This is a genomic window from Aquimarina gracilis (genome assembly GCF_035285365.1).
Lineage (GTDB): Bacteria > Bacteroidota > Bacteroidia > Flavobacteriales > Flavobacteriaceae > Aquimarina > Aquimarina gracilis.
Window position 1 is genome coordinate 183,336 of sequence record NZ_JAYKLX010000003.1, and the last position, 13,524, is coordinate 196,859.

14 protein-coding genes and 1 pseudogene are annotated in these 13,524 nt (G+C 34.8%); 1 reads left to right on the forward strand and 14 read right to left on the reverse strand.

Annotated features, from left to right (window positions below):
• Positions 1-30 precede the first annotated feature (30 nt).
• The 14 genes and pseudogenes from U6A24_RS06850 to U6A24_RS06915 all read right to left on the reverse strand — a co-directional run bounded on the left by U6A24_RS06850 (position 31) and on the right by U6A24_RS06915 (position 10,755).
• The gene (locus tag U6A24_RS06850; protein ID WP_324179203.1) at positions 31-702 is read right to left on the reverse strand and encodes a hypothetical protein; all 672 of its coding nucleotides are present in this window, start codon (positions 700-702) and stop codon (positions 31-33) included.
• A gap of 68 nt (positions 703-770) precedes the next feature.
• Positions 771-941: pseudogene (locus U6A24_RS06855) on the reverse strand (tyrosine-type recombinase/integrase); the annotation flags it as partial.
• 22 nt (positions 942-963) lie between these two features.
• A complete protein-coding gene (locus U6A24_RS06860; protein ID WP_324179205.1) occupies positions 964-2,739 on the reverse strand; it encodes a MutS-related protein in 1,776 nt (591 codons plus the stop codon).
• A 94-nt stretch (positions 2,740-2,833) separates the two neighbouring features.
• Positions 2,834-3,190: an MmcQ/YjbR family DNA-binding protein gene (locus tag U6A24_RS06865; RefSeq protein ID WP_324179206.1), complete on the reverse strand. Its 357-nt coding sequence runs from the start codon at positions 3,188-3,190 to the stop codon at positions 2,834-2,836.
• A 4-nt stretch (positions 3,191-3,194) separates the two neighbouring features.
• Positions 3,195-3,599 (reverse strand): GNAT family N-acetyltransferase, encoded by a 405-nt coding sequence (locus U6A24_RS06870; protein WP_324179207.1) that lies wholly within the window; start codon positions 3,597-3,599, stop codon positions 3,195-3,197.
• The gene (locus U6A24_RS06875) at positions 3,599-4,219 is read right to left on the reverse strand and encodes a DUF4230 domain-containing protein (protein WP_324179208.1); all 621 of its coding nucleotides are present in this window, start codon (positions 4,217-4,219) and stop codon (positions 3,599-3,601) included. Before U6A24_RS06875 ends, U6A24_RS06870 begins: the two co-directional genes overlap by 1 nt.
• Before the next feature lie 47 nt (positions 4,220-4,266).
• A complete protein-coding gene (locus U6A24_RS06880; RefSeq protein ID WP_324179209.1) occupies positions 4,267-4,626 on the reverse strand; it encodes a hypothetical protein in 360 nt (119 codons plus the stop codon).
• Positions 4,627-4,724: 98 nt separating this feature from the next.
• A complete protein-coding gene (locus U6A24_RS06885; protein ID WP_324179210.1) occupies positions 4,725-5,087 on the reverse strand; it encodes a DUF4260 domain-containing protein in 363 nt (120 codons plus the stop codon).
• On the reverse strand, positions 5,084-5,836 hold the full coding sequence (locus U6A24_RS06890; protein ID WP_324179211.1) for a cyclase family protein: 753 nt from the start codon (positions 5,834-5,836) through the stop codon (positions 5,084-5,086). Before U6A24_RS06890 ends, U6A24_RS06885 begins: the two co-directional genes overlap by 4 nt.
• Before the next feature lie 9 nt (positions 5,837-5,845).
• Positions 5,846-6,631 (reverse strand): class I SAM-dependent methyltransferase, encoded by a 786-nt coding sequence (locus U6A24_RS06895; RefSeq protein WP_324179212.1) that lies wholly within the window; start codon positions 6,629-6,631, stop codon positions 5,846-5,848.
• A gap of 18 nt (positions 6,632-6,649) precedes the next feature.
• Entirely contained in the window at positions 6,650-7,786 is a 1,137-nt protein-coding gene (gene hemW, locus U6A24_RS06900; RefSeq protein WP_324179539.1) for a radical SAM family heme chaperone HemW, read from the reverse strand.
• Positions 7,787-7,860: 74 nt separating this feature from the next.
• Positions 7,861-8,418: a crossover junction endodeoxyribonuclease RuvC gene (ruvC, locus tag U6A24_RS06905; RefSeq protein WP_324179213.1), complete on the reverse strand. Its 558-nt coding sequence runs from the start codon at positions 8,416-8,418 to the stop codon at positions 7,861-7,863.
• Positions 8,419-8,473: 55 nt separating this feature from the next.
• Positions 8,474-8,959 carry a hypothetical protein gene (locus U6A24_RS06910; RefSeq protein WP_324179214.1) on the reverse strand — a complete coding sequence of 162 codons (486 nt, stop codon included), beginning with the start codon at positions 8,957-8,959 and terminating at the stop codon, positions 8,474-8,476.
• A 68-nt stretch (positions 8,960-9,027) separates the two neighbouring features.
• Positions 9,028-10,755, reverse strand: a complete 1,728-nt coding sequence (locus tag U6A24_RS06915) for a tetratricopeptide repeat protein (protein ID WP_324179215.1) — start codon at positions 10,753-10,755, stop codon at positions 9,028-9,030.
• Between the two features lie 529 nt (positions 10,756-11,284).
• On the opposite strand from U6A24_RS06915, the gene U6A24_RS06920 reads away from it, so the two are divergent.
• Positions 11,285-13,459 carry an RICIN domain-containing protein gene (locus U6A24_RS06920; protein ID WP_324179216.1) on the forward strand — a complete coding sequence of 725 codons (2,175 nt, stop codon included), beginning with the start codon at positions 11,285-11,287 and terminating at the stop codon, positions 13,457-13,459.
• Positions 13,460-13,524: the final 65 nt, after the last annotated feature.

The window sequence follows — 13,524 nt, forward strand, 5'->3', positions numbered from 1 at the left end:
ATTATGTTTTAACTATTATAGATAACGATGTTAGCTGTAGTTATTTGCATTTTCAACTATCAATTGGAATTCATTTTCAATATCCATATAATCAGTTTCTGTCCACTCTAATTTCCCGAATTTTTTTGAGTAAGTTTCCTTACTTGAGTTCAAATCATCAAACTCTTGAGAATACTTTCCTTTGTCATACTCGCCAACTACATAATAAAAATTATAGTGATAGGCGTGTGTGCAATAATCAAATTCTACTAACTTTATTTGGTAAGGCGCTGGACATAAGATCGCAGAATCCATTGTGTCGCCAATTATTCTGCGGCTTTTATTGTTGTTTTCTTTATTATAGTAAAACGTAAAGTTTTCTTCGGTTAACAAAACAGAATTAATACTTTTCGGTTTTAAGGTTAGGAATTCATCGAGTAATTCAAAAAAGTTGTCAAAAGCCTGTCTTTCATTAGAATTATTAGCCTCCAAAATGGCATTTCTCCAACTATAGCCGCCTCCTAACTTATTAAGTTTCTTTTTAGTCCAATAATTAAAGTAGTGGAATGGTGGAATACTTTCGGTGGAATTCACATCAAATCCCAAAAGCATATTCCACAAATTTGTGAGAGTGATTTGGTCTCCAAGAAACATACCAGGTCTTTTTTCTATGAATTTTGCAAATTCAATTGTTGAAAAATCTTTTAGTTTTTTACTTATCATTAATTCTTGGTTCTGGTAATTACAGCTAACTAGGATATATATACCAGTATATATATCCTTTATGTTTTTTACAAATCTAATGGATTTTTGATCATCTTTAAACTATTTACAGCTACATGAGTGTAAATTTCAGTAGTCTTACTAGAGCTATGTTCAAGTAATACCTGTATGTAATGTAAGTCGGTTCCATTTTCCAAAAGATGAGTAGCAAAGCTATGTCGTAACATATAAAAGCAGACATAAGAAAAGGATTTTCTTATGTTAAGATGAGACAATTCCCATTTTTTTGAGCAAGAAAGAAGCATTCATATTTTGGCACACTCCATCTTTAAATTTGTAATCAAAATACAACTCGTCATTGATAATTTGGGCATCAAAAAATCGGTTTTTCACCTGGGGTAAATCATTGGCAATTTCGCATAAACTCAAGTCATGGGTAGCGATTATTCCTGTAGCTTTGGCACCTACTAGTTTTTCAACAAACTTACGGGATCCAGCAGCCTTGTCTTTACTATTTGTGCCTTTTAGAATTTCGTCCAGAATAATAAAATATTCATCGTTTTCAAGCGCATCGACAATTTTCTTAAGCTGGGTAAGTTCTGAAAAGAAATAGGAAGCATCATCACTCAACGAGTCTGAAGTTCGCATGCTCGAGATTAGTTTGATGGGCCGATATTGGCATGATTTTGCGCAAATGGGCAATCCAATATTCGACATCATAATTTGTAAGGCTACCGTTCTTAAAAAAGTACTTTTGCCCGCCATATTGGCCCCGGTAATGATCAAAAATTGCTCTTGGTCGATGGTAATATCGTTATCTACTCTTTTTTCGGTTCGTAGTAATGGATGGCCCAGATCTTTGGCTTTGATAATTATGTTGTTTGCGACAATGTCGGGATATATATACTCGGGATGGTTAAAGGCAAAATTTCCCAGAGAATTGTAGGCATCAAAAAAAGCAATAACCTCAAACCAGGTACTCACTTTGTCATGGTTTTTGGCGATCCATTGTTCAATACGATAACTTTGTAAGACATCCCATAAGATCAGTCCATTTGCCAATACCCCAAACATCATATTGTTACGTTGATCAAAGGCACTCAAAATTCGGGCAAATTGTTGTAAGGTTTGCGAGGCTTTTTCTTTTTCATTAATTACCAATTGCTGCTTTTCTTGTAACAAAGCGGCATCAAAAACTGTGTTTTCTATTTTGTTTACAAGCTTATAATATTGTACAAAGGTGTCTTTTACTTTACTGGCATCATTATACAAGGCATTGATTTTTTTAAGCTGTGTGCCGGTAATGCCCAAACCAATGAAGAACCAAAAAAGAAAAATCTGAAATGTGATTACATTTAAGAATAACAATACCAACATGATAAGTGATATTCCAGAAACAACTATGGGTAGAACCTTCATGATTTTGGGTAGAAAGGGTTTGAAACCTTTTAGCCAATTTCTAATTATCGATACAGGTAAAGTAACTTCTACCAATGAGGCAGTGGCACCAAAATCCTGTCGCCAAGAAGCAAGACTGGCAATGTTTTTTATGGCTTCTTGCTTTTCTTCAATCTTATGAATTAAATTTTCGGTAAGTGTGCCCGCCAATTTATTTTTTCCTGCCTGTGTGGCTGTTCTGTTGGTATATTGAAAGAAAGATTGTCTGCCAAACAAATCGATATCATGGCTGAAGGGGTGAGTGGTATCTATATATTCTTTGCCAAGAGATAATTGGCTAATATCCCCATCAAATACATCCAATTCTAATTGATTAATGGCAATCAATTTTTCTAATTTATTTTTGGCATAGGTAAGATCGGTATGCCGGTTTACCAAAAATATAAAAGCTGCAATTCCCAGTACAACACTACCAATAATGACTTGTGTATTGGGATATCCAAAATAGATAGCAGCAATGATAGTTATAAAAACCAATACACGTATGGTGCTCGAAACCGCGAGTTGTTTCTTTACTTTTTTTAGTGATATGTTATGTAGAGAAATCTGTTCTCTATAAAATGCTTTTGGGTTGTTCATTTTGTTTAATATAATTCCCCCTTCGAAGGGGGTTAGGGAGATGTTAAACACCCCTATAATCCCCTCAAGGGGACAATTGATACAATTTTAATTGTTATAGCTCTTCCAGCTCTTGTTTTAATTTTTTGGTAAGACCTTTTACCACAAGGTCATACGAATGATCTATTAATTCGCATAACATATTAGTAGACAAACTTCCAGAAAAGTTAACAGTGTTCCAGTGTTTTTTGTTCATATGGTATCCCGGGGCAATTTCTGGATGATATTCACGTAACTCTAGGGACCTATCAGGATCACATTTTAAGTTTACACTAAAAGGAATATTATCAAGCCCGGTTAAGGCAAACAATTTTCCCATAACTTTAAAAACAAGTGTAGTTTCATCAAAAGGGAATTCTTCGGTAACGCCTTTTTTTGCTAGACAATACTCTCTAAAAGCTTCAATATTCATGATATTATGATATTAATTTTGACATCCACCTCGATGGATACTCAATCTCTTTAAATCCAAACTGAGTATATAGACCATGGGCATCGTGAGTGGCCAGCATCCATCTTTTTACGTGTTGCAAATCTGAGTGTTCTGTAATAGCCTTCATTAATTGTTTAGAATACCCTTTTCCTCTTTGTTCTTCAATAATAAAAACGTCCATCAAATATCCAAAAACAACATAATCGGTTAACATTCTGGCAAATCCAATTTGCTTGCCCTCTAGATAAACACCAAAACAAAGACAATGTTCGATACTGGTTTGCACTTCTTCCCGGGTTCTTCCTTTTGCCCAATAAGACCGGGTTAAAAATTGATGTATAAAATCGACATCCAATATTGATTTGTCTGTAGAGATTTGAATACTCATTACTCTTCTAACATTTTTTTGGGATCATTATTGTCATCAAGCTCCAAAGCCGAGTAGTCTACGGTCCATCCAATAGAAGCGGCAAGTGTTTCCATAAGTGAGATGGCGGTTAGCGCTTCACGCTTGGCAGATTCCATTAACCCACTCTGTGGAATTTTATCTTTAATAAATTGTTTTGCCTCTTTATTAAGATCGGTAAGATCGGTAGAAGTGAAAGGGTTGAGCCATCCTTCTTTTTTATCATAATATTTAAAATCGGTTTCTATGGTAAGCAACTTTGGCTGCGGAAAATGAGTAAGGATAATCCTCTTGTTTTTGGTGTCACTTTCTAATTTTACTTTAGACAAATCAAAACCTACATACGCTTTGGCGTCAATAAGAATCAATGCCTTTTTGGTGCCTGTAAGTAAGTTGAAAAACTTCTCTTTTACACTTTCATAATGATAAATTTCGGCAAAATCCCCTTCGACAGTAACCAGTTTACAAACACTTTTTATCTTTTCCATCAACACGGTGGATTGTGTTTTGATGGCAGATTTGTTTTTGGCCGCACTAAATCGTGCAAAAATAAAATAAGCGAGAATGGCACCTCCCAAAAGCCCTATAAACAATAACTCCATGCCGTAAAGATAGAAAGAATATTGTTTTGAGAAGAGCGAATAAAGTTTTATTGAGTAACTATATAAAACCCTTCTTGCTCAAGTCGATTAACATGTTTTTTGTCTACTGTAACAATCACCGAAGGGCCAGCACAAACCTCGCATGCAAGGCAAACAGCAGTATTTTCTGAGAGATTTTCAAAACCTTCAATTTGAATATCAATACCCTTTAAATAATTAGATACTTTTTCTTGTAGTGTATCCCCATTTGCAGATAGCCAAGGTTCCAAACATTGTTTTGTGTCGATTTGAAGACGAGTCAAATCACTTGGGCCACTATTAACAGCAGAGCATGCAGAGCAAATAAGTACTAATAAAAAGAAAGAAAGAAAAATTTGAAATCTATGAGATGATCTATTTGTTTTCATGTTTTTTATTTAAGTAGTGTTGTAAGTAGAAGATGCAATCTTATAAAAAGGTTGTTTTAATAAGATGAAATTATTGTAAAAATCTCATAGGTGATAACTTAATCTTGACTTTTTTTACCTATTTCTCCGAGGTGTGTAAATTTAAAACCTTTTTCCAACTTTAATCCATATCCAATAACTCTATCAAAAGCCGAATGACTGAAAAGAATGGTTCCTATTAATTGCAGGATATGATTCCCTAAATAAATCCCAATCAGATATAGTAGTATGGCTAGTCCTTTATGGTGAAATAGGTTGTAAACCAAGGCGCCGATTTTGTTGTTGGCAAGATATCCAATCATTCCGATATCGGGTGCAAGAAACAATACTAGAAATAACCACCAGGGATATGGTAAAATACTAAACAAAAAGATGCCTAACCCTAACATCGCAATTTCTTCAAGTTGTACTATTATTTTCATGCTCCTAAAATTTTATATAAAACAGGTTTGCTTGGCGAAGCGTCATTTTCAAAAGGGGCTATTTGAAGATTAAGCAGGTAGTTTCCATCTTTAATTTCATCTCGCACATAGATAAGCTCGGTAATTGTTGCCTGGTAACGGGTTGCTTTGGGGTAGTTCCAAAATGCTTTATGAGACAATAGTTTGCCATCATCTTTTTCTTTGTCAACAGACGGCAAATCAATGAGTAAATGATCAATCCCCAATTCTCGAATATAAGTGGCTGCTTCTTGGGTTACATAGGGCCAATTGGTATGTGAATATTGTTTGTTAAGCTTGCCCAAAGTATTAGGAAGTGTTCTTATAATTAATGCCTTGCAATTTTTTGAAGTAATACCCTTTTTAAGCGCTTGTACATCAATTATAAAATCGTTTTCTTTTGGCTTAGGAATAACTGTAATTACTTCTGCCAGGAAAAAGAAATTCTTTAACGTGTTATTAATGCTATGAAATTCTGAAGTAATATGACCTACGCATTCGGTATGTGTGCCATGGCCATGCGGATTAAAAAAGATGTTGTTAAAATTTGTGGAAGCTCCTTCAGATACTTTTCCTATCCAATCACCATCTTTTACAGGTTCAATTTTGGGTGCATCAATATACCACGCATTTACATTGTTTTTTGAAGCAATTAGTGGTATTGATATATCTAAAGGTTTTGACAGGTCAATCGTATAATCTTGGTTGTCGCTTTGTAAGGTTGTAATCATAGAAGGGGTTTAAACTTTTTTGACAGTCATAAATAGATAATCACCTTTGGTGTTTTCATATTTTTTAATGATGCTGTTACTTTCTCCCGAAAGTATGTCTTTTTCTAATTTTTTTAATCCTTTTTCAACTTCTTCGGCATTTGATAAAGACGAAAATGACGAAATACCATGTCTTACAGATGGATCAAAGTAAAGTTTTGGGTTGTGTTTCCCAGAATAAAGAAAGAGATCTTGTAAATCGGGCTGTATAAAATAGTTTTCGGCATTATCAATTTTTAGGTTATTTGATGTTAAACAAGCTTCAATAAATTCATAGGAAGGCATTTGGATCATAGAATCGATCAACATTTTTGGGAAATAGTGATTAAGCCAGTATCCCTTCATTTGCGCTGGTGTGGCGGTGAAGATGATTACTTTTCCATTAGGTTTTAAAACTCTGTTTAGTTCTGAAAAACCTCGTGTAAGATCTTGCCAGTGATGCAATGTTAAACTTGCAATAACGCCATCAATACTTTCTGTGGGAAGATCAATGTTTTCGGCTTTTCCAATTTTCCAGGTAACCTTTTTATTTTGACTTTTTGCCTTGTTGAGCATTTCTTCAGAAGGATCCACACCTATACATTGAAATCCTTTTTCTGCAAATTTTGAGGTATAGTTACCTGTACCACATCCGATATCCAGATAAGTGCCGTGAAGAGATGGGGAAAGAAGGTGGTATAGCCTTTCAAAAAGATAAGGATCTGCCTTGCGGGTACGGTTATAGTTTACCCCAATAACATCATATTTTTCTTGCATTGCCCCTAGATTTGAATGTTACCCTAAATTTACTAAGAAAAGATCACTTGCAATGCCATCACTCAAAAACTTTCCTTTCCTGGTAACCAATAATGTATCTCCATCCAAAAACAGTAAATGTTCCTCGATATGCTTTTGTGCTTGTTCTACCAGGTATTGTTTGTAGCGATGGCCAAAATCTTTCTCAATTTTCTGAAGTGAAACGCCCCAGATAGTTCGCAATCCGGTCATTATATATTCATTGTATTGATCGTTAGGGGTTAAATCTTCAATTTCTTTGGGAAGTTTATTTTGATCCAATGACTGGATGTATTTTGTATTATTGTTGATGTTCCAGCTTCGTTGTTTTCCATTATAAGAATGAGCAGAAGGTCCAATACCCAAATAGGATTTTCCTTGCCAATAGGCCGTATTATTTTTGCTATAATATCCCGGTTTTCCGAAATTGGATAATTCATAATGTTCAAATTCATTATTTTCTAGCATTTCAACCAGAATTTCAAAATGTTGCTGTGCAAGCTCATCATTTACCGGTGGAATTTTCCCTTTTTCTATCAACTTGGGCAAGGCGGTATTGAGTTCTACCGTTAGGGCATAGCACGAGATATGCGGAATATTAAGTTCTAGTGCTTTTTGGATATTTTCTCTCCAGCGATTGGCAGACATATTGGGAATACCATAGATGAGGTCGATCGAAATGTTATCAAACTCCTGGATTGCCAGTGTAAGACAATCTATAGCTTCCTGGGCATTATGAGCCCTGTTCATAAGCTTCAAATCTTCTTCAAAAAAAGATTGGATACCAATACTAAGGCGGTTTACCTTACTTTTTGCAAGTGCTCTTATTTTTTCTTCAGAAAGATCATCTGGGTTGGCTTCGATAGTAATTTCGGGATGGTCGTCAATAGTGTAATTCTCATAAATAATATTAATAATAGATTCTAGCTCATTTATAGATAGAACCGAAGGGGTGCCCCCGCCAAAATAGATGGTTTCAATAAGCGGATCGTGATCTATTTCGTTGCGTCGTAAAGCAATCTCTTGGCATAAAGCGATTACCATTTCATCTTTTTTCTTGAACGACGTCGAAAAATGAAAATCACAATAATGACAAGCTTGCTTGCAAAATGGGATATGGATATAAATTCCGCTAATAATTTTTTGATTTTAGAGTTACGATGTTACGATGTGCGATACTGAACAATCTAAATTCAAGATTCGTATCATAATTATTTTTTTATTCGGCCTTCATTTTGTTTTACAAAAGATGCCCATCCGCTATAACTTTTCCCGACAATATCGGATCTTCCCATATTGTAAAAATGACACACAGCAGCAGCCAATCCATCGGTAGAATCAAGGTTTTTGGGCAATTTTTTAAGCTGCAAAAGACTTTGAAGCATTTTGGCAACCTGCTCTTTACTAGCGTTACCATTACCAGTTATTGCCATTTTAATTTTTTTAGGAGAATACTCGGTAATAGGGACTTCACGGCTTAATCCTGCAGCCATAGCTACTCCTTGTGCACGCCCTAATTTGAGCATGGATTGCACATTTTTACCAAAAAAAGGAGCTTCAATGGCTATTTCGTCGGGGTGATAGGTGTCTATTAACTCCACGGTTCGCTCAAAAATGAGTTTTAGTTTAAGATAATGATCTTCATACTTACCCAATTGAAGTTCATTTAACTGTAAAAAGGACATTTTTTTATTCTGGACCTTAATAAGACCAAATCCCATGATTGTGGTTCCGGGATCAATACCTAGTATAATTTTTTCGTTACTCAAGACAGGAATCATGTTTGTATTTACAAAGCTACATAATTAGGACTTAGCAAAAGATTTAATCGAGATGAATTACCAACGGAAGTTTATATCGAGCAGTAACAGGAGTACCCCGAGTATGGGCTGGTGCTACTTTTGGCAGGGTGCCAATACCTTCTTCAATAATGTCTTTTAAATTTGGGATTTCTGAATCGATGATATGGGGCACCTCAAAATCTTCAACAATAATCATACTATTTTTTGTGATTAATAGCGGAATCCAAATGGTATCATTTACAGGTTCTTTAAGTGTTAATTTTTGGAGAGATAAGTGATTTTGAAAATGCTCGCTTATGGTATTTTGAAAGCATTGCTCTAAGTCTTCTTCAGGCTTTTCTTTGCAAACTTCAAATAGGGGAGGTTGTTCTACTTCATTCCAGTTAAGCTTATCCAGTCGTTCCTTAATGATTTGTTCTTTGTTCTCTTTTTTGAGAACTATATTATCACATGAAAATGATACAAAGACCAATACTCCTACAAGACACCAAATTCTCTTACTTACCATTTGTTGGAAATTTCGAATAGCCAAACTACATAAAAAATTTAATAGTTTGAAACCAATATTTTAGAAAACTAATACATGGTATTCTGCAGATGGTCTTTTAGAGTCATGTCTTCAGGAATATTCATTTTTTTCTTTAATCTTTTTCTTGCCATTTTTACGGCATGCGTAGAAACACTTAACAATTGTGCAGATTCTTTGATAGACAAATTAAGTTTCATCAAAAGACAATGTCGAACATCATTACTGGAAAGTTCAGGAAAACGAGTATTTATTTGGGCGGTGATACCAGGGTATTGAGATTCTATACGGTCTTTTAAAATTGTTAGGTCTGAGGTAGAGGAAATAAAATTTTCTAACTTCTTTTCGGCAGCAATGATCTCATCTCTATTGTTGTATTTTATCGCCGATGATAAGTTCCTTTTAATGTAGGTGAGCTTCTCTAATCTTTCATTTACAGATATCATAGTAGCCAAAAATTCTTCTTCCCGGCTTTGTAAATGGGTTTCTAAAATCTTTTTCTCTTTTTCTTTTAATAGCTCAACCTGCCGTTCACTTTTATTGTACTTTTTGTATAAAATAAAGGATAGCAAAATAAATAAAAGACTAAAAAAACCAACCAGAAGCGATATGATATATAATTTTTGCTTTTCATTTTTATAGCTGAGAATATCATTATCTTTGGTGAGTAATTCATTCTTGTATTCTTCTTCGAGTAACTGTATTTTTCCTTCAGAAATTTTAGAAATATCTTCATTTCGGGTATGGTACAAACTATCTACCAAAGAGCCATATTTTTCATAATATCTTGACGAGAGATCCCAGGTTTCTATACGTTCGTATATGGCGCCAAGATTTTTATAAGAAAATGCAAGATCCATAGGATCATCTGGATTCTTTATAGTAGCGTTCTCAAAATGTAAAATAGCTTGTTTTGGATTATCAAGAGAATTGTAAATTTTTCCGAGAATAATAGCATTAGATGCTGCGTAAGCACTAAACTGGGGTTTGTTTTCTATAATGTTTTTGGCGTTGAGGGCTTTTTCTAGTGCTATATTATAATTACCCATACTTCTGTGAGCATCGGCAATATTGGTCATAAGATAACTGATCTCACCATGTCTATCAGAATCTTTAATGTTTTCAAGATTTGCACTCCACCAATTAATTGCTTTTCCATATTCTTTTTTATCATAATGAGCCATGGCGAGACTAGAATATATTTGGTATTTTAAGTCATCTTGTTTAACAACAGAAGAATCTTTCATTAATTCGTTGGAATAGGCAATTACTTTATCGGGTTCTCCCAGGGCCAAATGACAATTAAGGATGTTCATTTTGGTAATCATTGCCATTTTTTTATCACCTTGCTTTAGATTTATTTTATGCGACTTGTGATAATATTTTAATGCCTGATAGTGTAATTCCTGATTGGTTAAAATAACGGCTTTATTATTATAAATGTAAGAAAGAGCAAAATCTAGATCAGGATGATGTTGTATGATCTTTTCACTTTTGTCATAGACAAAGTTAGCACTATCAATCATAGAATTATTTGTATAATAAACACCAAGGTTTACCAACCCTCTTACTTCACCTTTAGGATAATTAGCTTTTTGAGATAATTTGATGATATGTTTTAGGGCATCGCCATTGCCAATAAGATCTTTTTTGGCGATTTCCGATAAGCTGTCGATATACTTAATCTGATTTTTAGAAGCCTTTGGGGCTTGGCAATGTATGCAGTTAACACAAAACAAAAGAAAAAACATGAACACATTGTAGGTAAAGGTTTTCATATTGGTATTTGGGTTTGATATACATATTTTACTTAAACGTATTTTTTAAAAAATAGTACGCCTTATGTATTCTTTTTTTCCTTAATGTACCCTTAATGTACCCCTGGCAAAAGCCGTTTTGCACGTTATTAATGAAGAACTTTGTATTTCAAATACAACAACTTAAAATAACTATAACCTATAAGTAATGTTAAAAAAATTAACAAAAAATAAATGGAATGTTAAAATAATATTTTATTGATAAACAACCAAAATTTAATCGCACAAACTCAATCTCAATCATGAACACAATACTACTAAGGTTTTCTTCCTTTCCCAAAATAACACAATTCAAAACCTATGAATTGTCTAGTCATCTGATCTGCTTATTTACAATTCTTCAGATTCTAGCAAGAAAGAAATATCATTAAATAGTAAGGGTAGTACCAAAAGCATTGTACGCCCAAGATTTTGATGAAAATTAAAACTATTCGAACCGTCGAATGGCTGCCTGATTCTTTATAAACTAACCGATAAACCTAAACACATCATGAATGGTCTTAAACAAATTCTATCAATGCTGGTTTTTTGCATTGTTCTCGTGCAACTTTATGCTCAACCAACACCACCCAACGGAAAAAAATGGGAAAAGGTCGAGGCTTTATCTGATGAATTCAACGGAAATTCATTAAACACCTCAAAATGGGCGGTTAATGTTTCTACTTGGATAGGACGCCCTCCCGGCATTTTTAAGCAAAATGCTGTTAAGGTAAAAGACGGCAAACTTCAATTTACTGCCTACAAATTATCTTCCCCAGAAACAGTAAATGGCAATGTATATACCCATGCAGGGGCTTTAGTAAGATCCTTGAAAAACCAAACGTATGGGTACTATGAATGTAGGATGAAGGCTAATAAGACATTTATGTCTTCAACATTTTGGCTTATCAATAAAAGAAATGAAGGATCGGATTGTGATGTGCGAGTAACAGAGTTGGATATTACCGAAACGGTTGGGGTAAATTCCAATGGTGCCAATTGGGTAAATACTACAATTAATAGCATGAATTCTAATACGCATAGTAGAGGAACGACCTGTAACAACACTCCAGTAGGGCAAGAAGGAGGTAAAGCTTCGTTAGGAGAACCTTCTTGGAAAGGGTACCATACCTATGGAGCCTGGTGGAAAAATAAGGATGAGGTCCTGTTTTATCTGGATGGAAAATTTGTTTACAAGATAAAACCACCTGCCAATTTTAACCTTCCAATGTATTTGCGCTTGGTTACCGAAACGTATGATTGGAACCCGCCAAAGGCCGGACAAGATGGGATGAATGATTCGGTAGATAACAGAACAACGTATTATGACTGGGTGAGAACCTATAAACTGGTAGACGATATTGGGATCGGAACAGTAGATGAAGTGAGCTTTAAAAATGCTCCAACTACTATTAACCCTAAGACTAGTTATACATTTGATATTGACTATGAAGCATCTACAGATCGGGAAATAGTAGTAGAATTTTGGTCCTCGACCAATTGGATAACCCAGCAAAAAGAAACTGTTTCTAAAGGAAGAGGAACAAAATCGATAACGGTCACATTGCCTTCGCCACCTGCACCAGGTTCTGGTTATGTATATAAAGTACACATTAGACCTATTGGTACTTCATGGCAACAAGCATTGGACAGGGATCAAATTAATAATGTAACTATAGAAGAAGTTGTTTCCTTAGAAGATAAGGTGTCCTTCAAAAATGCTCCTGCTACTATCAACCCCCAAAGTTCTTACACTTTTAATATGGAGTATTCCGCCTCTACTGATCGCGAAATTGTGGTAAGCTTTTGGAAAAATAACACCTGGATAGCCAGTAAAGTAGAGCGAGTATCAAAAGGTACAGGAGCCAAAGCGGTAAAAGTTACATTGCCTTCACCTCCCTCTTTAGGAAGCGGTTATTCATATAAGTCTCATATTCGACCTATCGGAACCAACTGGCAACAAGCCTTGGATACAGATCGGTTCAATAACGTAACAGTTGTTTCTGCCAATCCACAGCTCATTGCCAATGGCACTTATTTCATTATGTCTTCACAAAACACCCAAAGGTTATTAGCTAGAGCATTAGAGAGTCATGGTGCTAGAATGCACGATGTTGGCAACTATGATGACCAGAGATGGATATTTAACCATTTAGGAGATAATGTATATACAATCAAAAATAAAGGTACCAATAGATACCTTGAAGTACCCAACGCACAATGTGGAAATGGAAAGAATGTAGCCACCTGGACCAATGCCAATGATACTCACAAAAAATGGAAGGTAGTCTCGAACGGAAATGGGATTTATGGATTAAAACCAATGCATTGCCTTAATGCGGGATTGGATAGAGCAGCCGGAGCAATCAATGCCAATGTTCAAATATGGGAATACAATAGTTCTAATGAAAACCAAAAATGGAAAATCGCTCCTGCAGGAAATAATCGATTATTTAATCAAAGCGAAAGCATCATAGGATTGTATCCTAACCCTGCCAAAGATTATGTGACTATTATAGGACATGAACCTGGAGAAGAAATTATTATCTATAATCTTTTGGGAGTAGTAGTAAAGACCACAGTCGCAAAATCAGATAAAGAAATTATCTACACTTCAGATTTTGAAGCAGGAATATATATCGTCTCAATCAATAAAAAATCAAAACTACAATTAATCAAAGAATAACCTTTAAAATAAGTATTTATGAAGAAAACCATTAACGAATCAAATGTTACTCCACAAGATATTTG